Here is a 21,723-nt window from a genome sequence, read left to right on the forward strand (position 1 = left end):
CGCGGGCCACGTCCGGGTCCCCGCCGGCAGCGGTGGCGGGCACGGTGTCGGATGTGGACAGGCAGGCGGCCCGGACGCCGTCAGCGGACCGGTCAGTGGTCGCGCAGCACGAAGAAGAGCGTCTGGTGCTCGACATCCAGGAACGCGGCCCGCCACCGGGTGGACGGATTCTCCTCGTCGTACTGCGCGCTGTGCAGCCAGTGCGCCTGCGTCGGCAGGAACGGCACGAGAGCGGGCCACGCGTCCGCCGGGCTGTCGGGGTGCGGCGGTTGTCCCACCGACGTGTACGGCACGAACTCGTACCGCTTCGCCAACCGCCGCGCGTCCTCCGACCGCAGCCTGACCACACCCTGGTACGCCCAGTCCGTCGGACCCGGCGCTCTGGTGCAGGGGTCGCCGAGCGCGCGTACCTGCCAGTGAATCTCCGGGTAGTCGCCGAGACCCGGAATCTCCTCCGGCGGATTCCAGCGATCCGTACGGACCTTCGCCTCACCGGCCTGCACCGACTCCCGGCATGCACTCACCTCGTCCGAATCGCCGCGCACGGACAGGATCGCGGCCGCGACGCACCCGACGACCAGCACCATCGCGGCGGACGCACCGAGCACGGCCACCAGCACCGGCACACGTGTCTTCACGGCCACGAGAGTACGAATGCCGGACCAGGGCGCCGGAACTGCTGGCAGTTCGGCCAGGCCCGCACGAGTGGGGACTCTCCTGGTGGTCTACGCCGCGCGCGGCGCGCCGCCGCGCGCGGAAGGTCGGCCGATGATCGATCAAGGAACAGGGAGGCACCCGTTCCCCCCATTCTCAACATATACCGCACCCGGGGGCTTGCGGCAAGACCCGGATCGTGCCGCAGAATTGCCGACCGGAAGGCCAGAGCCTTCTCGCCACGCCGACGGCCCCGATATCCCGACAGGGCAGCACGGCCGTTCCGGGCGGCGACGACCCGATGGCCGATGCGTGGGCTCCCGGAGCGGCGATCGGCCCACCACCGGTGGACGACATCCCGCGACCACACCTCGGGCCGCGCGACCCGCGTGCCCGCCGGACGATCCGTGCGCAGGGCCGGCGCGCACCCGTCCGCACTGCCAACGACCTCAGATCGGAGCCGACGACGTGGACCACCGGACCATCAGTGTGTTCGACCTTCCCGACCGCCTCTCCCCCAAGGCCGAACCGGCGCTGATCGCCCGCGACGAGGAACACTTCGCGGCCATCGCGCAGAGCCTCGAGCAGGCGTCCGCCGACCTGACCGAACGCCTCGACGCCGTACGCAAGGCGCCCGGCGGCAAGGGCCGCCAGGCGGTGGAACGGGACGAGGAGATCCGGCGGCTGACGTCTCGCCTGCGCACCCTACGCCGCTTCGGTTTGGACCTGTGCATCGGACACATGGTCCACGCTGACGACCCCGACCCCGTGTACGTCGGACGACGTGGACTCACCGACAGCGCGGGCCGTCGGCTGTTGCTCGACTGGCGCTCCCCCGCCGCGGAACCGTTCTTCGCGGCGACCCACGCCGACCCGACCGGTCTGACGAGCCGGCGCAGGTATCGCTGGACCCGCGGCCGGATCACCGACTACTGGGACGAGGTGTTCACCTCCGACGGATTCGAGGGCCACCGCGCCGCGCTCGACGACCAGTCCGCCTTCATCGCGAGCCTGGCCGGCAGCCGCTCACCGCGGATGCGGGACGTGCTCGGCACCATCCAGGCCGACCAGGACGCCGTCATCCGCGCGGGCTCCAGCGGCGCGCTCGTCGTCGACGGCGGTCCGGGTACGGGGAAGACCGTCGTCGCGCTGCACCGCACCGCCTACCTCCTCTACTCCGACCCCCGCCTCGGTCACCGCCGGGGCGGCGTGCTGTTCGTCGGCCCGCACCAGCCCTACCTGGCCTACGTCGGCGACGTCCTGCCCAGCCTCGGAGAGGAGGACGTGCAGACCTGCACCCTGCGCGACCTCGTCGCCGAAGGTGCCGGGGCCACCATCGAGCCCGACCCGGAGGTGGCTCGTCTGAAGTCGTCCGCGAACCTGGTGAAGGCGATCGAGACGGCCGTCAGGTTCTACGAGGAGCCGCCGGCCAAGGGAATGGCGGTCGCGACCGACGAGACCGACATCTGGCTGAGCGCCGAGAACTGGGCCGAGGCGTTCGGAGCACCGGATCCGGGCACCCCGCACAACGAGGCGCGCGAGCAGGTCTGGGAAGAACTGCTCACGATCCTGATGGACAGGTACGACGGCGACGAGCCGGAAGACCTGCTCCGCAGGTCGCTGCTGCGCAACCGGGAGCTGCGTACGGCCTTCAACCGCGCGTGGCCGCTGCTCGAAGCGGCCGACCTCGTCGGCGACCTGTGGTCGGTACCCGCGTACCTGCGCAGGTGCGCTCCCTGGCTCGGCCCCGACGACGTGCAGAAACTGCAGCGCGCGGACGCCCAGGCCTGGACGGTGTCCGACCTGCCGCTCCTGGACGCGGCACGGCAGCGGCTCGGCGACCCGGAGGCGGCACAGCGCAACAGCCGGCACGAGGCCGCTGTCGCGGTCGAACGCGAGCGCATGGCCACGGTCGTCGACGAACTGATCGAGGCCCACACCTATGACGACGGTGAAGGTGTGCTGTCGAGCCTGCGCCAACTGGACCTGCAGGATGCGCTGGTCGACGAGGCCGCCCTGCCCGGCCTCGAGCCGGACCGGCTGGCCGGCCCGTTCGCGCACATCGTGGTGGACGAGGCTCAGGAGCTGACCGACGCCGAGTGGCAGATGTTGCTGTTGCGCTGCCCGTCCCGAAGTTTCACGATCGTCGGGGACCGCGCCCAGGCCCGGCACGGGTTCACGCAGTCGTGGCGGGAACGGCTCGAGCGGGTCGGGCTCGACCGGATCAACCTGGCCTCCCTGAGCATCAACTACCGGACGCCGGCGGAGGTCATGGCGGAAGCCGAGCCGGTCATCCGGGCCGTGGTCCCGGACGCCAACGTGCCGACCTCCATCCGCAGCAGCGGCATCCCCGTCGTACACGGATCCGTCGCCGAGCTGGGCTCGATCCTCGACACCTGGCTCGCGGCGCACGCCGAAGGGGTCGCCTGCGTGATCGGCGATCGCACGTTCCGGGAGAGGCCCCGCGTCCGGTCAATGACCCCGGAGCTGTCGAAGGGGCTCGAGTTCGACCTGGTCGTCCTCATCGCGCCGGAGTCGTTCGGCGAGGGCATCGAAGGAGCGGTCGACCGCTATGTCGCGATGACCCGAGCGACCCAGCAACTCGTCATCCTCACGAGATCCTGACAGGCCGCATTGACGATCACGAGGACCGCAGTGCCATGCCCGCCGAATGTGGCATCAACCGGTCAAACGTCACGCGCCGTGGCCCACGGCTTCGACAGCCTCACCGTCCACCACCAGGCCACCATCCACCTCTCCGCCATCACGTGGCGGCGACCGACTTCGACACAGGCCACTGATCCTCTGCACCGACCAGGCGCCACGGGTTAGCCCGTTGGTTCGCGCGGGTAAGCGCCGGCCTGCACGTTCGCCACAGGGCTGGAGGTCGTATGTCGGTGACCGACGCGTTCTTCGAGCAGTTGGCGGACACGGGGAAGGATCCGCGGCTGTGCAAGGTGCGCGGCAGCGTCCGGTTCGACGTCCGTGAGGATGATCGGGTGCGACAGTGGCTGCTGACCATTGATCATGGCCAGCTGCGGGTGTCACCGGGTGACGGTCCCGCGAGCGCTGTCGTCACTCTTTCCTCGGAGGTCGCGGAGGCGATGGTGCGGGGTGAGCTCAACGGGCTGTCCGCGATGCTGCGCGGAGAGATCCTGGTCGACGGGGATCTCGGCCTGGCATTGCGGATGGGGCGGCTGCTCCACGCACCGGCCGTCGCGCGCGAGGCTGGGCATCCCTGGGCGCGGAGGTGACCGAGTGAAGGACATTCCGGGCACCGTGTCATGTATCGACGGCAACACGTTCATCGTGTCGGATCCCAGCGGTGACGTGGACGCCTCGCCCGCCACCCCGGTCGGGTTGTTCACCGCCGACACCCGCTTCCTGTCCCGGTGGATCCTCACGATCAACGGAGAGCGGATGACCGCGCTGTCGGTGGACGACAGCCAGTACTACGAGGTGGCGTTCTTCCTGGTTCCGGGCGGGCAGGTCGACTACGTGGAGGCTGACGTGTCGGCCATCCGGCGACGGCGGATCGGCCCGGAACTGACCGAGTCGCTGACGGTGTTCAACTACGGCGAGCAGGACGTCGACCTCGACATGCGGCTGGAGGTGGCCGCCGACTTCGCTGACATCTTCGACATCAAGTTCGACATCCGCGAGAAGGCCGGCGCCTACTACACCCATGTCGGCGCCGATGAACTGACGCTGGGCTACCAGCGCGGCACGTTCCAGCGGGAGGTGTCCGTTTCGGCGAGTGAGCCCGCCACCGTCGATCCGCGCGGCATTCGATTCCAGCTCCGGCTGGCGCCCGGACAGCAGTGGTCCACGCAACTGCGGGTGACCATGCGAGCGCTGCGTCCGGACGGCCGCGACTGGCGTACGGCAGTGCGCGCGATGCGCCCGGACGAGTCGACCCTGCCCGACACCGTGCGCGCGTGGATCGCGGCGGCCCCGCAGCTGGACACCGACAACGCCGCGTTGCAGCAGGTGTACCACCGCAGCCTCGTGGACCTGGCGGCGCTGCGCTTCGCACCGCTGTCCCTCGGCGGCGCCACCGTGCCGGCGGCGGGGCTGCCCTGGTTCATGACCCTGTTCGGCCGCGACAGCCTGCTGACCTGCCTGCAGACCCTGCACGTCACACCGTCGCTGACCCCACCGACACTGCGGATCCTCGGCCTGCTGCAGGGGGTTCGCACCGACGACATCCTGGACGCGGATCCCGGCCGGATCCTGCACGAGCTGCGCTACGGCGAATCGGCCGCCTTCGAGGAACAGCCCCACTCGCCGTACTACGGCAGCGTGGACGCCACACCGCTGTTCGTGATCCTGCTCGACGAGTACGAACGGTGGACCGGTGACGCGGCGCTGGTGAAAGAACTCGAACAGGAGGCCCGGGCGGCCCTGGACTGGATCGACCGGTACGCGGACCTCACCTCCACCGGCTACGTCTGGTACGAACGACGCAACCGCGCCACCGGCCTGGAGAACCAGTGTTGGAAGGACTCCTGGGACAGCATCTCCTACGCCGACGGCAGACTGCCGGGCTTTCCCCGGGCCACCTGCGAGGTACAGGGCTACGCCTACGACGCCAAGATCCGCGCCGCCCGCCTCGCGCGTACGTTCTGGGACGACCCCGCCTACGCCGACCGCCTCGAACAGGAGGCGACGGCGTTGAAGGACCGCTTCAACCGGGACTTCTGGATCGACGAACGCGGCTACTACGCCCTCGCCCTCGACCGCGACGCCACACCCGTGGACGCCCTGTCCTCCAACATCGGACACCTGCTGTGGAGCGGCATCGTCCCTCCGGACCGGGCCCCGCGGGTCGTCGAGCACCTGATGAGCCCCGCACTGTTCTCCGGCTGGGGAGTACGCACCCTCGCCGAGGGCCAGCGCCGTTACAACCCACTCGGCTACCACAACGGCACCGTCTGGCCCTTCGACAACTCCTTCATCGCGTGGGGCCTGCAGCGCTACGGATTCGCCGCCGAAGCCGGACGCATCGCCAAGGGCATCATCGACGCCGCCACCTACTTCCACGGCCGCCTTCCCGAAGCCTTCGGCGGGTTCGCCCGCCAGACGACCCGATATCCGGTCCGCTACCCCACCGCAGGCAGTCCCCAGGCATGGTCCAGCGGAGCGTCCCTGCTGCTCATCCGCACCATGCTCGGTATGGACCCGCACGAAGGACACCTCGCCGTCAGCCCGGCCCTACCAGCCGGCTTCGGGCGGATCGCGCTCCTCGACATCCCCGGCCGCTGGGGAAAGGTCGACGCCTTCGCCCGCCATCGCCCCGTCCGGCCACCGACCGACGACACCGACCCCTACCCCACCCCGGCACTGGAGTGACGGCCGGTCCGGAACGCTCCGCCACGCAGAGCGCGCGGCGATCCCTGGCATCCGGTGGAGGCGCTGGCTGCGGAACCCTCATGATGACGGGGTGAAGATCCTGTCCATCCAGTCGTCGGTCGCCTACGGCCACGTCGGCAACTCGGCCGCCGTGTTCCCTCTCCAGCGGCTGGGCCACGACGTCTGGCCGGTGCTGACCGTCCATTTCTCCAACCACACCGGGTACGGCGCGTGGCGCGGGCCGCTGCTGGCGCCCACCGACGTCGCCGAGGTGATCGCCGGCATCGCCGACCGCGGGGTCCTCGGCAGCGCCGACGCGGTGCTCTCCGGCTACCAGGGCGACCCGGCGATGGGTGCGGTGATCCTCGATACGGTGGCGAAGGTGAAGGCGGCCAACCCGGACGCGCTCTACTGCTGCGACCCGGTGATGGGCGACGTCGGCCGGGGCATGTTCGTCCGACCGGGCATCCCGGAGTACCTGCGCGACGAGGTCGTCCCGCGAGCCGACATCATCACCCCGAACCAGTTCGAGCTGGACTTCCTCGCCGGCCGTACGACGACCTCGCTCGCGGAGTTGCTGGAGGCGGTCGACGTCGTGCGGGCGACGGGACCGCGTCACGTCCTGGTCACCAGTGTGCTCCACGGCGACGTCCCGCAGGGGTCGCTGGAGGTGGTGGCCGTCTCCGACGAGGGCGCGTGGGTGGTGACCACCCCGCTGTTGCCGATCAGCCCGAACGGTGGTGGCGACGTCACCGCGGCGCTGTACCTGGCGCACCTGTTCACGACCGGCTCGCCCGCCACGGCGCTGGAGCGCACCACCGCCTCGATCTTCGCCGTCTTCGAGGCCACCCTCGCGGCGGGTACGCGGGAACTCCAGCTGATCGCCTCCCAGGACGTGATCGCCGACCCGCCGGCGCGATTCGCCGCCCGACGGCTGCGCTGAGACGACACCCCGCCCCGTGACGCCCGACCGTACGGTCGCCTGTCCAGCGGTTTCATGTACGCCGCGGTCGGCTCGTACATGGTGCGGGTCAACCGGCTGTTCGACGTCATGCACTTCCGCATCTTCCGGCTCCGGTGGCGCATGCCGCTCCTGCTGGCCTTCCTCCTCATCGCCTTCTTCATCTGGCTGGCCGAGAACATCGCCACCTGGTCGGACGCGTGGCTCTATTCCAGCCAGCTCGGCGGGTGGCACCCGGTGTCGCCGGAGAAGCTCGCGTCGTGGTTCCTCCTCATGATCATCTCAGTGGTGATGGTCACCTGGATCTCGCCGCCGCAGCCGCCGGACGACAGGCCGGCGGCCGTACCGTCGGGCACCGACGTGGCCGAACGTCCCCGGGCCTCCCGGTCGGGTTGAGCGGGTCGACGCCCACCCGCAGGCACGATCGTCGCGGACCCGGATGAGGATGTCGGGTCACCACCGGTCACCACCACGACCGTGCCCGGCGGCGCCGATGACTTTTCGGGTCGCCGGAGCGGCCATCTCGCCTCACCGGTCGGCGCGATCAAGGACGAGCCGACCGCGACCGGACAGGGGCACTTCCAGTTCAACCCGAAGTACCTGCCGCACGACGAGGGCCCGGCCCCGAGCAACGGCAAGGTGCGCTACGACGTCAAGGGCACGGCCTTCCGACTGGCGGACGAGTCGCTCGAATGGCTCGTCGTGACGCCCGACGACAAGATTGCGGTGAAGGGCACCGCGTCGATCGACGGCAGGAGCGGGTACGGCTTCGTGGCGTACGGCCATGACGCCGATCCGGACGGCTTCCGCCTGGTGGCCTGGCCGCTGTCGGCGGGGACGTACCCGCAGGACACGCTGAGCTACGACAACCGGCCAGGCGCCGATTATGATGTCGACGTCGCGGACCCGCAGGCCGTCGACAACGGCTCCATCCACGCTCACCACTAGCTCATCGCCGTGCCGTCCTCGCCCGGGCCGGCGAGGACGGCGCAGCGTGCCGGCGGAAGGGACACCCGTGCCGGAGCTCGTCACCGCCCTCGACACCACGGTCCTGGTCGAACACGGAACCTTCGACCTGCTCGACGACGGCGGCCCGCAACGCGCCGGGATGGACTTCGCCGACCGCGCACGATGGTTGGCCGCCGGACCGAACGCGGTCACCGTGCGCAGCGCCGCTGCCTGGGACCACGTCGCGGGGCTGCGGCTGGAGGTGTGGGACGGCCCGGCGCCGGAGCAGCCGGGCTGGGCCGACCGCCGCGACGCGCAGGCCCGGTTCGACTCCGGACTGGTGGAGGTCAACCCGCTGGTCGACGCCGGTGAGGACGAGGAGGCGGTGGAGCTGGCGCCGGGCCACTACGCGGTGCGCGCGTACGTCGCCGGCCGCGACGAGCTGCTCGCCGTACAACACCAACCCGACGCGGACCTGGACGGCATCGAGCGGTACCTGATCCAGTTCTGGCCGGCCCGTCCGTAGCGACGAATGCCGGAGCCCTCGCGGGAGGTGGGATACCGGCCGACACCTCCGGCAGCGGTCAGGCGGAGCTGACCCGAGCCCACGCGCTGTCCGCCACCGCAGGCAGGTTCCGCGCCGACGCCGTCAGCGGTGCGGGGCGTGGGCGTGACGCCGGGGCGGACGGCCGGGCGACTGGCCCGGTTCGACCACCACGAACTGCCCCATCATTCCGGCGTCCTCGTGGTACAGCAGGTGGCAGTGGTACATGTACGGCACGTCCGGGTCGGCGTGGTCGGTGAAGCGCAGAGCGATCCGCAGCGGCCGGTTCGGTGGCAGGTAGACGGTGTCCTTCCAGCCGCTCAGCGCCGACGCCGGCACCTCACCGCCGTCACTGAGCACCTGGAACCGCACGTCGTGCACGTGGAAGTTGTGCGGGGTGCCGTCCCGGTTGACCACCTCCCACACCTCGGTGCTGTCGCGGGTGGCGGCGAAGTCGATGCGGTCCATGTCCATCGAGCGGCCGTTGATGCCACGGCCGAGGAACTCCAGCGTACGGGTGGGCGCGGCCGACGCCGGGGCGAGCCGCTGCATCGGTGCCAGCGCGTCCGGCACCGCCGGTGAGGCGACGAGACGCCCCGCCGCGCGCAACTCCAGCACGTCGAACCGGTCCCTACCGCCGGCGAAGCGGTCGGCGAGCGCACCGGCGCCCAGATCGGGGCCGGTGCTGCGCAGGGTGGTCCGCTCCCCCGGGCGCACGGTCACCACGATCTCGGCGCGCTCCCCCGGAGAGAGCCGTACCCGGTCCAGCCGGGCGGTACGCGGCAGCAGTCCCCCGTCGCTGCCGACCAGATCGAAGCGGCGGCCGTCGGCGAGGCCGAAGTCGTAGACACGCGCGGTGGAGGCGTTGACCAGCCGCAGTCGTACCCGCTCGGTGGTGACGTCCAGGTAGGGCCCGACGGTCCCGTTGACCAACAGGGTGTCGCCGAGCACCCGATGCTGGAGATTATGTTGCGGGTCTTGCGGAACTGCCCGCCGGCGGAGAAACTGCGGTCCTGCACGATCACCGGGATGTCGTCCACGCCGTAGCGGCGCGGCAGCGGCAGGGCCGCCTCCCGGTCGTCGTCGAGCAGGAACAGGCCGGCCAGACCCCGGTAGACGTGCTCCTCGGTCGCGCCGTGCGGGTGCGGGTGGTACCAGAGGGTCGCGGCCGGCTGGTCCACCGTCCACGTCGGCGACCAGGTGGCGCCCGGGCGGATCATCTGGTGTGGTCCGCCGTCCATCCGCGCCGGCAGGTGCATCCCGTGCCAGTGCACGCTGGTCTCCTCGGAGAGCCGGTTGACCACGTTCACCACCACCCGCTCCCCCCGCTTCGCCCGCAGGGTCGGGCCGAGGAAGTCGCCGTCGAAACCGGCGGTACGGGTCCACCGGCCGTCGCCGCGGAAGTCGCGACTGCCCTCACGCGCCAGCAGGTCGAACACCCGCCGTCCCTGCCCGTCGACCCGGGAGGTTGCCAGCGGGGGCACGGCGAGCGGCCGGACGAAGTCGACCTGACCCACCGTGTCGGTGCCGGCGCGGGTGAACGCCCAGCCGCCGACGGCGATGCCGCCGCAGCAGAGGACGAGGACGACGGCGAGCACGCGGGCGAGGGGTCGTCGTCCTGCGGTCACGGTGGCACCTCCAGCGGAGTCGATACCAGTAGCGTGACTTCATATCCGGTCGGGTGGCCAGCGGACGGGACCGGATTCGGGGAGCGCTCCGGGTTGCCCCTGACGCGGCGGCTCCGGGTCTCTGCGCGCTCCCCTTACGGCAGGAAGCCGGCTCGGTGCGCCACGATCTCCGACCGGACGAGTTCGAGGGAGTCGACCGAGCCAGTTCCGGCCCTTCGTCCCGCCACTCCAGTACGCCGAGCTGATGCTGTAGTCGATGCGGGCGTCACCGGTCGCGACGAGCACATCCGCGAGTTCGGGGTGCTGGTTGAACTCGGCGCGCAGAACGGTGTGCATGGCGGTGAGACGCAGGTGCAGCCGGTCCTGCCGGATGGGCGCCGCTCCGACGGCCGACTCGACGCCCAGCGCGGTGGCGGTACTCGTTGCGCAGACACTCGACCCCGGGCTCCGTGGCCCACCGCCCCGGGACGGACGCCAGCTTCACGGTGGCATCGCGCGCCTGGTCGGGGCCGTCGACGAGCGAGCGCCGCGATCAGCGCCGCAGGTCGCGGCATCGCCGCATCCACTGGTTACGAGATCTACGTCAAGGTTGCGCAGGATCTCATCCCTGTGGAGGCCATCGTCGACGTGTGGAGCACTGAGCCCGACCTCGACAGGCCCCTGACTGACTGGGCTCTGGCGCTCAACTCCGGGCTGGAGTGTCCCAGCGGCCAACTCGTTCTCAGCGACAGCACGGGCTCCGGCTTCGACGACATCGATCCGCCAGAGGGTCCCGGAAGCTACTCGGTCGCGGTCTTCCACAAGGGACGCGAACAGGCACGATGCGCTCAGGAGGCGGCTCTCGCGGCAATGCGCGGCGGTCGCGTCACCCGGGAGACGAACGAGATCGAACGAGAACATGCCGGCATCGAGCAGTACCTGATCAAGCTCTCCTGGTCGGGACCGCTGAGCCCCGACGGTGACGATGATCGGTAGCGCGGCGGCGTCGGGCCCGCGCAGGTCCCGCTGGGGCAGAGGGTCCCGCCCCTCCATTGCCGGCTTCGGCGACCGCACATGGTTCACGCAGCGTGGGTCGTGCTCGACCACGGCTGCCAGGCAACACCACGACCAGGAGGGTCAGTCGCGCCGAGCCCTGCGTACCCGTCAGTGGCCGCTGTATCCGATCCCGCCGATCCGGCGTGCCGAACGCGCCGCCGGACCCGCCGGCCGGCCGACCCGGGCGATGTGGAGCAGGCGCTGCGGCGCCACGTCCAGCAGCGCGCCCAACGCGGTACGGGTGGCGGGCGCGTCGATGAGCTGGCTCAGCGGATGCGTCGCCAGCCCGGCCACGTGCAGGGTCAGCCAGACCCGCATCAACACCCGGCCGAACTCGACCTGCGCCGCGTCGTCCATCCCGGGCGGCCCGACCAGGACGACCACCGCGCCGCCGAGCGCGAGCGGGTTGCCGGCGGCTGCGGCGAGCAGCCGGGGCAACCCCAGCCGGCGCAGCGCCGGGTACGCCGCCAGCGCCGCCCGCAGTCCGGTCGCCTCGACCGGGGACAGGCCGAGACAGCGCTGGGTGAGACCGTCGGCGCGGTAGTCCGGGTGCGCCGGGGTCAGCCGCAGCCACGACCGCAGCTCGCCGACCACCGCCGGGTCGGCGTACAACTGCTGGTCCGCGGTCCTCAGCAGTCGCGCCAGCAGGTCGCCGTCCGGGACGACCCGGACGGATCCGCCGGCTCGCCGCGCGACGGCGTCGACCGCCGCGATCACCTGGGCGTCCGGGCCGGTCGAGAATCGACCCCGGTGGGTACGCCGGGCCTGCACCTGCGCCGCGGTGAAGGGACTGTCGTAACGGTGCCCGGCGGCGCGCAGCCAACCGACCCGGCGATCCCGGGCGCAGTGGTCCGCGACGAACTCCGTCGGCACGCCGAGGTCGGCGGCGACGACCAGGCAGGTCTCGACGAACGCGCCGAGGGACAGTCTCAGGTCCCGGCCGGTCGGATCGGCGGCCGGCAGGGTGTCCGCCGGGTCCCACCCCACCCGGACCGACCCGGGCCGATAGTCGAGCCGCCAGGGCTGGGTGTTGTGCGCGCTCGGCGCCCGCCAGCAGAGTGGCTCCAGGATGCGCAACGCGTCGACGTCCACCTACAGCGCCTTCTCGTAGAACGTGTAGCCGTGCAGCGGTCGGCCGCCCAGCGCCCGGTACTGCGCGGCCGAGGCCGGATTGTCCCGTCCGACATAGGTGCTGCGCAGCGTGGTGTAGCCACCGGTGTGCAGGTTGCGGCGCAGCTCGGCCGAGAGCAGCCGCTGGTACCCGCGCCCCTGGTGGTGCGGCAGCACACCCTTGACGATCAGCACCGCCTCCCGCCGGTAGCGGCGCCGGGTCGCCAGCAGCCGCAGCTGGTTGACCAGGTGCAGGTCGCCCCGGACGCGGACCACGTACTCGCTGATGTCCGGCACGCACAGCACGAACGCCACCGGCTGTCCCGCCCTGGTCAGGTAGAGCAGCAGCGACTCGTCCAGCAGGTACGACAGCCCGTCGGTCTGCCGGCGCAGCTGCCGCGCGGAGATCTCGGTGTAGTAGCCGAGCTGGGCGAAGGACGCGTTCAGCAGCTCCCGCAACAGGTCGAGCTGCTCGTCGAGCCGACGGACGTCGCCGCGGTGCACCCGCAGCTCGGCACCGTCCGGGTAGGTCCGCCCGACGGCGTCGTCGCCGTCGGCGGGGACCGGGCAGATCCAGGTGTCCGACTCGAACCGCCGGCGGAAGCCGTACGACTCGTAGGCGGCCACGTACCGCGGCGGGTTCCAGGCGCTGTCGATGAAGCCCCGGTCGGCGTACCCGGAGGTGATGACTCCGCCGGCCTGGTTGGGCAGCAACGCCACCGGACCGAAGAGCGACTCCCGGTCGGTGCCGGCGCGGGCGCTGAGCGCCTCGAACAGCGGCCGCGCCGCCGGCGCGGTGAACTCGGTGAGCCCGAACAACTGGCAGCGGCGGCCGAGCTTCGCGTCGAAGGCGGCGTCGGTGTGCAGCGTGCTGCGGCCCACCACCGCACCGGAGCCGTCCCGCAGCACGTACATCGGCACGCCGTCGCGCCACCACCGCCGGATCTGCTGGCGCGGTGTGGGCACGTGCCGCGAATCGCCGGCGTACACCCGGTCGGTGAGGCCGACGAATTCGCGCAGGCCGCGCCGGTCGACGACCCGCTCGAAGCGGTGGGTGGTCATCGCCGCACCGCCGGTCCGGTGGTCTCCGAGGCCAGCGGGGTGAAGGTCGGGATGAGCGCCATGTCGGGGGACTCGGCCCGCCACACCCCGTTGGAGTAGCCGTCGGGTTCGGCGGTGTAGAGCCGGATGAACCCGCCGGTCGCATTGCGGTTGCCGTCGGTGACCCAGACCATCAGCCTGCGGTGCTGCCGGGACCGGGCGAAGCGCAGCATGGCGTCGCGGTCGGCGAAGAACGCGATCGTGCCGAGGGTGAACGGGAACTGCCAGTAGACCGTGTGCCAGCGGTATCCGCGCATGCGGCGCAGGTCGCGGACCATCCGCAGCCAGGCCGGGAGGAGCCGCAGGATCGCCAGCGGGCCGCGGTAGCGGGTCGCGCCGATGAACATGGCGCCGGCCCGGGCCTGCGCCGGGGCCTGGGAGAAATCACGGGTACGCATCACTCAGCCCACCAGGTAGACGTTCTTGATCTTCTGTTGTCCGGCGAACGGGCCGCTGCCCGGCTCGTGCAGCTCGACCCGAAGGTCGCCGGCGGTCGGGTCCTCGCTCAGCGACTGCGCGAAGTCGCGGGAGACCGCGGCCAGGTGCCGCCGCACCCCGGTCCGGCAGGCGGCGGCGAGGGCGTCGCGGTCCGCCTCGGGCAGCGGGCGTCGCAGTTCGAGGTGGATCACCGGTCGGGTCTCCAACGCGGCGTCCTCGACCAGCGTCAGGCAGAACCGGCTGATCTCGGCGGCGTACGGGTTGCCGGTGTACAGGCCGTACTCGACGTCCTGCGGGTAGAGGTTGGCGCCGAGGTACGACACGGTCGAGTCGCGTCGGCCGAACAGCAGCAGCACCGGCAGGGTCATCCGCTCGCTGGCCAGCGCGGCGCGGCACTCCGCCCAGCGTCCCGCCTCGGCCCGGGCCAGCTCGATGATCCGCGAATAGGTGACGAGCAGCGCCTCGTCGCCGACGTTGTAACGCAGCCGCGGCTGCAGCACGTCGGGACCGGTGATCGTGCAGAGCAGCTCCCGCCGCTCGTTGGTCTCCAGGTACGTGGTCAACGGGTTGTACTGGAACACCATCGGCAGCCGTTGCTCGTCCGCGCCGAGCAGGGCCGCCCGCAGCCCGGCGTCGGTGCGCAGGCGTCGGCGCAGCCACACCGTGAACCGGGTCTCCGCGCCGACGCCGATGGTCAGATCCGACGCGCCGTAGGCCGACCGTACCCGCAGGAACCGCTCCTCCAGGTAGCCGCGCAGCGCCTCGGTCATCCCCTCTCCCCCGCAGCTGGCGGAGATGCGGTGGCGCGACCAGGCGAAGCCCTCGGCGTCGAGCCGGTCGCGCAGGTGCTTCAGGAACGGCGGGTACGCGGTGACCAGGTAGTCGAAGTCCGGGCCGAACTCGCGCAGCGTGTCGACGATCTTGCCGAGGTCCGGGCCGGTGTTCTTCACCACCGCGATCCGCGCCATCGCGGTACCCGTCGTCGTGCCGGTGGCCCACGCGCCCATCGAGTAGGCGTTGATGACGAACGGCCGGCGCATCGGGAAGACCAGGCTGGTGTAGCCGACGATGTCCTGGTGCACCGCGCGCAACTCCCGCTCGCCGCGCGGCCAGTTGAACGGCCGACCCGACGAACCCGCCGACTCGTCGACCACCACGCCCCGCGCCGGCAGTCGCCCCGCCCTGCACCGTTGCGCGGCGCTGTAGGGCACGACGTAGCTCTCCTTGTCGGTCTCCGGAAAGTCGCCGAGCCGGCGGCGGGCCCCGCCCGGCCGGGCGCGCAGGAAGTCGCGGTACGCCGGCACGTCCCGCGCGGCGAGCGCGCAGACCGCACGCGCGTTCACCGCCGCGAGCCGGTCCAGCAGCGGGTGGTGGAGCCTGGCCGCCCATCGCCACCCGGCGGGACGGCGACCGGCGAGGCGGATCGCGGCGCCGCACACCCTGGTGACGGTCCACAGGTGCGCCCGACGCCAGCGGTCGCCGACCGTCGGGCCGGGTGCGGCGACCGTGCGGGGATCAGCGGATCGGTGCAACGTCTCGGCCATGCCCACGATCCTCGGCGGCTCAGGCCGGACGCACCTGAGCCGGCACACCGATGCCGTACTGAGTATCCGCACCCAGGGCGGAGTGGGCGGCACCGCCGAGCGGCAGGCGACGGGATCGGGACGCCGGGCTCGCCACGGCCGGGGAGCCGCTACCGTAATATCGGGCTGTTTCAATCCTGCGCGGTACGGAGGTGACCGCATGGATGAGGTGACCCTCCGGGCCCTGTGCCTCCTCGAAGAGGCGCAGGCCGGCGGCGCGGCCCAGGCGCTGGCGGTCGCCGACTCTGCGCTTCGCGAACGCACCGGCGAGATCGGCGACGGCCCGGCGGCGATGCACTTCGCCCGTGTCGTGGCGTTGACCCGGTTGGGTGACCTGCACGGCGCTGTCGCCGCCGCCGACCTGATGCTGGCCGCCGCGGATCGTGAACGCAGCGTCGGATGGCGCTCCTGCGCGCTGTCGCTGCGCGCCACCAGACGACTGCGCCTCGGCGACCAGGACATCGCCGAGCACGACATCGAGGCGATCCTGCGAGATCTGGTCAGCGCGGAGACCGCCCTGCTCGCCGAGGAACCCGACCCGGTGATCGCGGGCAACGCCCACACCGGAATCGCGATCGGTTACGCCCAGCTACGCCTCTACGAGTTGGCCGCGCCCCAGTTCCAGGCGGCGTACGAGGCGACCTGCCGGGCGGCGTACCCGGACAACGGCAACCGCGCGATGTGGCTGTGCAACCTGGCGGAACTGCACCTCATGTGGGCGCTGGAGCTGTATCAGGTCGGTCAGGTCGCCGAGGCGGAGAAGCACACCACCGCCGCCGAGGAGTACGCGGTGCGGGTGGCGACGGAGGCCTCCGGGCCCAAGGCGGAGGTGTGGCGGCTCTCGGCGTCGCTGTACGCGGCGTGTTCACGCGCCGATCGTCAGGACCCGGCCGGCGCGGCGGCCGACATCCCCCGGTACACCGCGCTCCTACAGGCCCGTGGCCTGGAAGAACACCAGCAGGAGCTGCTGCTGTGCCGACCCTTTCACGCCGTCGCGCTCAGCCGCTCGGGGCGGCCGGACGAGGCACTGCGCGTCATCGAGGACGCCGTCGCCTGCCTGTCCCCCGACACCGATTGGCTGATCTCGGCGGCGCTGCACCGGACACACGCGGTGCTGCTCGCGGCGAACGGATCGCGCGACGCCGCGCCGGGGCTGACCTACGGGGACGCGCTCGCGGAACTGCTGTGGCGCCAGCGGCACCGCTGGCTGCACGCGGCGGTGACGATGCAGTCGTACGACGTCCTGCGGTGGCAGCACGAGCGGGCCGAGCGGGCGGCGCAGACGGATCCGCTGACCGGGGTGGCGAACCGCCGTGGTCTCGACAACTTCCTGCGGACCCTGGCCGCTCCCGGCGCCACCGCCGATCCGGTCGCGGTGTTGATCGTGGACATCGACCGGTTCAAGGACATCAACGACTCGCTGGGACACGCCACCGGCGACGACGTGCTGCGGGCCGTCGCACTGGTGCTCACGACCAGCGTCCGCAAGGGCGACTTCGTGGCTCGGTTGGGCGGGGACGAGTTCGTCGCCCTCCTCCCGGGCGCCGATTCGGCAGCCGCCCGGCAGGTCGCCCAGCGGGCCGTGGACGCCGTGGCCGGCATGACGCCCTGGCGGGCAAGGCTCAGCGTCGGCGTCGCCAGCGGTTTCGCGTACTCCGTCGGCGAAACCCTGGCACAGGCCGACCGCGCGATGTACGCCGCGAAGCGCGCGGGCGGGAACCGGGCGAGTTGCTCGCACACCGCGGCTTAGGACCGGCAGCCGCCCCGCCCTGTTTCCCTCGACGCCGTCGCACGCACGCTGTTCGGGACGGTCCCGCGCCGCCGGCTCACGCCGCGCCCATCACCAGGCTTTCGACGGGGTGCCTCTGCCGGATCGGCGTCAGGGTCTCCGCCTCACGGTCGCGCCTGCTCCGGCAGGGTGAGGACTTCGGCTCCGTCGTCGGTGATGGCGATCGTGTGTTCACTGTGCGCTGTCCGGCAGCCGGTCGCGCTGCGCAGTGTCCAGCCGTCGGCGTCGGTGACGAGTTCGGCGGTGTCCGCCATGACCCATGGCTCCAATGCCAGCAGCAGCCCGGGGCGCAGCCGGTAGCCGCGGCCGGGACGCCCCGTGTTCGAGACGTGCGGGTCCTGGTGCATCGTCGATCCGACGCCATGACCGCCGAACTCGGTGTTGATCGGATATCCCGCCTCGCTGAGGACCGAACCGATGGCATGGGAGATGTCACCGACGCGGGCTCCGGGGCCGGCCGCGGCAATGCCGGCGCTCAGTGCGCGCTCGGTCGCGTTGATCATCGCGATGCTCTCCGGGGGCTCCGTGTCGCCCACGACGAAGCTGATGGCGGAGTCGGCGACGACTCCGCCACTGCCGACGGCGAGGTCGAGCGTCAGCAGGTCGCCCTCGGCGAGCGGGTAGTCGTACGGCAGTCCGTGCAGCACGGCGTCGTTGACCGACGTGCAGATGTAGTGGCCGAACGGCCCACGTCCGAAGGACGGCTCGTAGTCGACGTAGCAGGACTGCGCTCCGGCCTCGGTGATCATGGTCTGGGCCCACCGGTCGATGTCCAGGAGGTTCGTGCCCACCTCGCAGCGACTTCTCAGCGTCTGCAAGATGTCGGCGACCAGGGCACCCGCCTTCCTGGCTCGCGGCAGTTCCATGGGGCTCAGGATCTCGATCATGCAGCGCCTTCCTCATGCCACCAATAAGTATCCCGGCCATATTATCCCGGTACTAGAATCGGAGCCATGGTCAGGTTGCCGCTCACTCCCGAAGAGGTCGAGCGCGGACAGCGTCTCGGCGCCCTGCTGCGTCGAGCCCGGGGAGCGCGTTCGATGCTCGCCACCGCGCTGGACGCAGGTGTCTCGCCGGAGACTCTTCGGAAGATCGAGTCCGGACGCGTAGCCACCCCCGCCTTCTCGACCATCGCTGCGATCGCCGACGTCCTCGGCCTCTCCCTCGACGTAGTGTGGTCGGAGATCAACCAGTCAGCCGGCAGGGTCGAACTCGCGAGACCCGGCCGCGACGCAGGTCGCCGGTTGGCCTCGTAGTTCTCGACCCCGCAACTCCGTCGCAGCCGCCGACGACGGAGAACACCCGGGCGCGGTTCTCGGTGAACGCCCGGGCCGGACCACCACGATCGACCGTCACGCCCGCCCGGGAACGAGTTCGCGGACCAACTGCCGCACCCGGTCGCGGATGTCGTCGCGGATGGGTCGCACCGCCTCGACGCCCTTGCCGGCCGGGTCTTCCAGCTTCCAGTCCTCATAGCGTTTGCCGGGGAAGACCGGGCAGGCGTCGCCGCAGCCCATCGTGACGATGACGTCGGAGGACTGCGCCGTCTCGTACTCCAGCAGCGTGGGGGTCTGGTCGGTGATGTCGATGCCGACTTCCCGCATCGCCTCCACGGCGGCCGGGTTGACCGTCTCGGCGGGGGCGGAGCCGGCGCTGCGCACCTCGACGGCGTCGCCGGCGAGGTGGCGCAGCCACCCTGCGGCCATCTGGGAGCGGCCGGCGTTGTGGACGCAGACGAACAGGACGCTGGGCTTGTCGCTCATTCGGGGACTCCTTCTCGGGTGGCCAGGCAGGCGGGACGGAGGGTGCGGTCCGGGCGTTTCACCGCACGGCCGACGGCGCGGTGACGGCGGGGAACAGTCGGCGGCGCAGGCCGAGGCTGACGTAGACCAGCGCGACCAGGACCGGCACCTCGATCAGCGGGCCGACCACACCGGCCAGGGCCTGCCCGCTGGTCACCCCGAACGTGCCGATGGCCACGGCGATCGCCAGCTCGAAGTTGTTCCCGGCGGCGGTGAAGGCGAGGGTGGTGGTCCGCTCGTAGTTCAGCCCGATGGCCCGGCCCAGCGCGTACGAGCCGGCCCACATGATGGCGAAGTAGGCCAGCAAGGGCACCGCGATCAGCACCACGTCCCAGGGGCGGGAGGTGATCGCGTCGCCCTGCAGGGCGAAGAGGATGACGATGGTGAACAGCAGGCCGTACAGGGCGACGGGGCCGATCTTCGGCAGGAACGTCGCCTCGTACCACTGGCGGCCCCTGGCCCGCTCGCCGAGCCGACGGGTCAGGTAACCGGCGAGCAGTGGGATCCCCAGGAAGATCAGGACGTTGACGGCGATGTCCCAGCCGGAGACGGCCAGTTCGGCGCCGGGCAGGTCGAGCCACTGCGGCAGCAGGGTCAGGTAGAACCAGCCGAGCACGCCGAACGCCAGGACCTGGAACACCGAGTTGAGGGCGACCAGCACCGCGGCGGCCTCCCGGTCGCCGCACGCCAGGTCGTTCCAGATGATCACCATGGCGATGCAGCGGGCCAGCCCGACGATGATCAGGCCGGTGCGGTACTCGGGCCGGTCGGCCAGGAAGATCCACGCCAGGGCGAACATCAGTGCGGGGCCGACGATCCAGTTGAGCACCAGCGAGGAGAACAGCAGCCGCCGGTCGCCGGTGACGGTGTCGAGGCGGTCGTAGCGCACCTTGGCCAGCACCGGGTACATCATGATCAGCAGGCCGAGGGCGATCGGCAGGGAGATGCCGCCGATCTTCACCGCCTCCAGGGCGCTGTTCAGGCCGGGAACGAGGCGGCCGAGAAGCAGGCCGGCCACCATCGCCAGGCCGATCCAGATCGGCAGGAACTGGTCGAGGCGGGACAGCCGGGCCATCACGGCGGACGACTCGTTCCCGCGCTGGTCGATGGTGGTCATGGGCACTCCCTGCGAGCCTCGGACCGGGCGCGAGCCAGTCTCGCCAGGTCGGCCAAATGGCCGGCCGCGGCTTCGAGCGCCTCGGGCACCAGGCGGTAGTAGGTGAACCGGCCGTGCGGCTCGCTGACCACCAGGCCGGCGTCGCGCAGCACCCGGAGGTGGTTGGAGATGTTCGGCTGCTTCGCCCCGGTGTCCTCCACCAGGTGGCAGGTGCAGGCGGGACCTTCGGCGAGCAGCGCGACGATCTGCGCCCGCAACGGGTCCGCCAACAACCTGATCACATCAGGCGACGATGATATCAGCACGGCATGATGTAACCACGACGAGCCGCGCCCGTCCACCCCGCGGGGCGACAGGTCACCCTGCGGGCCTTCCCGGACACCGCCCGGCAGGAGGTGTCCGGCCGGTGATCACGCCCGGAGCGGACACGCCGTCCCGTCGCCAGGTCGGCCGGCGGGCGTGACCCCACGGATCGGGATGCCGGCGATAGCATCGATTCGCCTCGAACTGCGGCCCGATCTGATCGCGGCCCGGTGTTCGGTCGATGCTGCGCCATTCCCGGCGCATTTCTCCACTCTCAGGGAGCCGATACGTGCGGAAGATCTTCAGCGTGTTCGTGGCCGTACTGTTCCTCGTCATTTTCGCACCGGCCGCACAGGCCGATTCGGGACCGGTGACCCGAGTGACGTTGACGAGCGCGAACAACTTCCATTCGAGAGCCGAGGAGCGCCTGCTGAGCAGAACGGTCACGCTCGCCGCCGGGGAGTCCCGACACGTACGGGGCCGTCTCGAGGCCACGAGCAGCGTGACGCAGATCGTGGCGATGAACAACACGCTCAAGTGCGTCGACCCGACCGGCGCGGTCGTCGGCATCACCTCGACGTCGTCGCGCAACCACGAAGGCTCGGACACCACCTACTACGCCACGCCCGGACACCTGCCGATCTACGCCGACCTGCTGTTCACCGCGCCGTCGGCCGGCACCTACACCTGCGGCCTGTACGCGTACACGGCCTCCAGTTCGCTCACCGGCTACCACCTGACCGCCGTCGCCGGCAACACCTGGCTCGAGGTGAGCGACACCGACCAGGTCGGCGCGCGCTGGTGGCAGAACCCCACCTGCAACAGCACCGGGACGTCCAGCACCTGCACCTACATCGGCGCGGGCACCTCCACGGCCTGGGTGTTCTACAACGACGGCACTCCGGTCCACAAGTGGACCGCCGCGAGCAACGCCACCAGCGTGCAGGCGCTGGCCAACCTCGAACTCACCACCTGCTACACGGGCACGGCCTCGTGCAGCAGCAGCGTCGACGCCCACGAGAAGCCGCGCGGCACCAACGCGGTGGTGGACGTGCGCTTCGAGCTGATCCAGCTCGACCCGACGGCGCACACCTGCCGTACGACGAGCACGGCCACCTCCCGCAGGACGATCCGCGACGACGCACACCACTACGTCGCCAACTTCGCGCTGTCCGGCATCCCCGTCGACCCGGCCTGCGGCACCCGCACCTTCATCATGCGCATCTTCGTGCAGCACGTCTCCGGCAATCCGATCAAGATTGACGGAGTGCAGAACACCACCTCGCTCACCAACGGCATCGCCATGAACATTTTCTGACCAGCCACACGGACGTCGGACACGGATTCGGGAGCCCCCG

Annotated in this window: 21 protein-coding genes and 1 pseudogene; 11 read left to right on the plus strand and 11 right to left on the minus strand. The window is 71.0% G+C overall.

Features of this window, described 5'->3' with window-relative positions; translation table 11 throughout:
* Window positions 1-92: 92 nt before the first annotated feature.
* Window positions 93-638 (minus strand): hypothetical protein, encoded by a 546-nt coding sequence (locus ACPFP2_RS21415; RefSeq protein WP_424090955.1) that lies wholly within the window; start codon window positions 636-638, stop codon window positions 93-95.
* Between the two features lie 82 nt (window positions 639-720).
* On the opposite strand from ACPFP2_RS21415, the gene helR reads away from it, so the two are divergent.
* From helR to ACPFP2_RS21450, 7 genes and pseudogenes are all read left to right on the plus strand, one after another.
* Entirely contained in the window at window positions 721-3,279 is a 2,559-nt protein-coding gene (gene helR, locus ACPFP2_RS21420; RefSeq protein WP_424090956.1) for an RNA polymerase recycling motor ATPase HelR, read from the plus strand.
* A 272-nt stretch (window positions 3,280-3,551) separates the two neighbouring features.
* Entirely contained in the window at window positions 3,552-3,908 is a 357-nt protein-coding gene (locus ACPFP2_RS21425; RefSeq protein WP_424090957.1) for an SCP2 sterol-binding domain-containing protein, read from the plus strand.
* A gap of 13 nt (window positions 3,909-3,921) precedes the next feature.
* Entirely contained in the window at window positions 3,922-6,006 is a 2,085-nt protein-coding gene (locus tag ACPFP2_RS21430; protein ID WP_424091035.1) for a glycogen debranching N-terminal domain-containing protein, read from the plus strand.
* 91 nt (window positions 6,007-6,097) lie between these two features.
* Window positions 6,098-6,949, plus strand: coding sequence for a pyridoxal kinase PdxY (pdxY, locus tag ACPFP2_RS21435; protein ID WP_424090958.1), 852 nt, complete (start codon window positions 6,098-6,100; stop codon window positions 6,947-6,949).
* Window positions 6,950-6,988: 39 nt separating this feature from the next.
* Window positions 6,989-7,288 (plus strand): annotated as a pseudogene (locus ACPFP2_RS21440) (DUF817 family protein); the annotation flags it as partial.
* A gap of 156 nt (window positions 7,289-7,444) precedes the next feature.
* Window positions 7,445-7,915: a hypothetical protein gene (locus tag ACPFP2_RS21445; RefSeq protein WP_424090959.1), complete on the plus strand. Its 471-nt coding sequence runs from the start codon at window positions 7,445-7,447 to the stop codon at window positions 7,913-7,915.
* 67 nt (window positions 7,916-7,982) lie between these two features.
* Window positions 7,983-8,441, plus strand: a complete 459-nt coding sequence (locus ACPFP2_RS21450; protein ID WP_424090960.1) for a hypothetical protein — start codon at window positions 7,983-7,985, stop codon at window positions 8,439-8,441.
* A 123-nt stretch (window positions 8,442-8,564) separates the two neighbouring features.
* On the opposite strand, the gene ACPFP2_RS21455 is transcribed toward ACPFP2_RS21450, so the two are convergent.
* The gene (locus tag ACPFP2_RS21455) at window positions 8,565-9,182 is read right to left on the minus strand and encodes a multicopper oxidase domain-containing protein (protein ID WP_424090961.1); all 618 of its coding nucleotides are present in this window, start codon (window positions 9,180-9,182) and stop codon (window positions 8,565-8,567) included.
* Complete coding sequence (locus ACPFP2_RS21460; protein ID WP_424090962.1) at window positions 9,179-10,087, minus strand: multicopper oxidase domain-containing protein; 909 nt, start codon at window positions 10,085-10,087, stop codon at window positions 9,179-9,181. The genes ACPFP2_RS21455 and ACPFP2_RS21460 overlap by 4 nt, the downstream gene beginning before the upstream one ends.
* A gap of 300 nt (window positions 10,088-10,387) precedes the next feature.
* On the opposite strand from ACPFP2_RS21460, the gene ACPFP2_RS21465 reads away from it, so the two are divergent.
* Window positions 10,388-11,062, plus strand: coding sequence for a hypothetical protein (locus tag ACPFP2_RS21465; protein ID WP_424090963.1), 675 nt, complete (start codon window positions 10,388-10,390; stop codon window positions 11,060-11,062).
* 168 nt (window positions 11,063-11,230) lie between these two features.
* Here the strand turns inward: ACPFP2_RS21465 and ACPFP2_RS21470 are convergent, their stop codons facing one another.
* Genes ACPFP2_RS21470 through ACPFP2_RS21485 form a run of 4 tightly spaced genes read right to left on the minus strand, consistent with a single transcriptional unit; the run spans window position 11,231 to window position 15,315 of the window.
* Entirely contained in the window at window positions 11,231-12,214 is a 984-nt protein-coding gene (locus ACPFP2_RS21470) for a nitroreductase (protein WP_424090964.1), read from the minus strand.
* Window positions 12,215-13,294 carry a GNAT family N-acetyltransferase gene (locus ACPFP2_RS21475; RefSeq protein WP_424090965.1) on the minus strand — a complete coding sequence of 360 codons (1,080 nt, stop codon included), beginning with the start codon at window positions 13,292-13,294 and terminating at the stop codon, window positions 12,215-12,217. It abuts the gene before it with no gap.
* Window positions 13,291-13,731, minus strand: a complete 441-nt coding sequence (locus ACPFP2_RS21480; protein ID WP_424090966.1) for a DUF4188 domain-containing protein — start codon at window positions 13,729-13,731, stop codon at window positions 13,291-13,293. The genes ACPFP2_RS21475 and ACPFP2_RS21480 overlap by 4 nt, the downstream gene beginning before the upstream one ends.
* Before the next feature lie 3 nt (window positions 13,732-13,734).
* The gene (locus ACPFP2_RS21485; protein ID WP_424090967.1) at window positions 13,735-15,315 is read right to left on the minus strand and encodes a phenylacetate--CoA ligase family protein; all 1,581 of its coding nucleotides are present in this window, start codon (window positions 15,313-15,315) and stop codon (window positions 13,735-13,737) included.
* Between the two features lie 199 nt (window positions 15,316-15,514).
* On the opposite strand from ACPFP2_RS21485, the gene ACPFP2_RS21490 reads away from it, so the two are divergent.
* Window positions 15,515-17,104 carry a diguanylate cyclase domain-containing protein gene (locus ACPFP2_RS21490; RefSeq protein WP_424090968.1) on the plus strand — a complete coding sequence of 530 codons (1,590 nt, stop codon included), beginning with the start codon at window positions 15,515-15,517 and terminating at the stop codon, window positions 17,102-17,104.
* A gap of 143 nt (window positions 17,105-17,247) precedes the next feature.
* On the opposite strand, the gene map is transcribed toward ACPFP2_RS21490, so the two are convergent.
* Window positions 17,248-18,030 carry a type I methionyl aminopeptidase gene (gene map / locus ACPFP2_RS21495; protein WP_424090969.1) on the minus strand — a complete coding sequence of 261 codons (783 nt, stop codon included), beginning with the start codon at window positions 18,028-18,030 and terminating at the stop codon, window positions 17,248-17,250.
* Between the two features lie 66 nt (window positions 18,031-18,096).
* On the opposite strand from map, the gene ACPFP2_RS21500 reads away from it, so the two are divergent.
* Window positions 18,097-18,399, plus strand: coding sequence for a helix-turn-helix domain-containing protein (locus ACPFP2_RS21500; RefSeq protein WP_424090970.1), 303 nt, complete (start codon window positions 18,097-18,099; stop codon window positions 18,397-18,399).
* 96 nt (window positions 18,400-18,495) lie between these two features.
* Here ACPFP2_RS21500 and ACPFP2_RS21505 read toward each other — a convergent pair whose 3' ends face one another.
* From ACPFP2_RS21505 to ACPFP2_RS21515, 3 genes are read right to left on the minus strand one after another with little or no spacing between them, the layout of a single operon-like run.
* Complete coding sequence (locus ACPFP2_RS21505; RefSeq protein WP_424090971.1) at window positions 18,496-18,906, minus strand: arsenate reductase ArsC; 411 nt, start codon at window positions 18,904-18,906, stop codon at window positions 18,496-18,498.
* 58 nt (window positions 18,907-18,964) lie between these two features.
* Window positions 18,965-20,062, minus strand: coding sequence for an ACR3 family arsenite efflux transporter (gene arsB, locus ACPFP2_RS21510; RefSeq protein WP_424090972.1), 1,098 nt, complete (start codon window positions 20,060-20,062; stop codon window positions 18,965-18,967).
* Window positions 20,059-20,343 (minus strand): ArsR/SmtB family transcription factor, encoded by a 285-nt coding sequence (locus tag ACPFP2_RS21515; protein WP_424090973.1) that lies wholly within the window; start codon window positions 20,341-20,343, stop codon window positions 20,059-20,061. The genes arsB and ACPFP2_RS21515 overlap by 4 nt, the downstream gene beginning before the upstream one ends.
* A 524-nt stretch (window positions 20,344-20,867) precedes the next feature.
* Between ACPFP2_RS21515 and ACPFP2_RS21520 the strand changes: the two genes are divergently transcribed.
* On the plus strand, window positions 20,868-21,683 hold the full coding sequence (locus tag ACPFP2_RS21520) for a hypothetical protein (protein ID WP_424090974.1): 816 nt from the start codon (window positions 20,868-20,870) through the stop codon (window positions 21,681-21,683).
* The last annotated feature ends 40 nt before the right edge of the window (window positions 21,684-21,723 follow it).

Origin of the sequence: Micromonospora citrea (genome assembly GCF_049629545.1) — a bacterium.
GTDB lineage: Bacteria > Actinomycetota > Actinomycetes > Mycobacteriales > Micromonosporaceae > Micromonospora > Micromonospora citrea_A.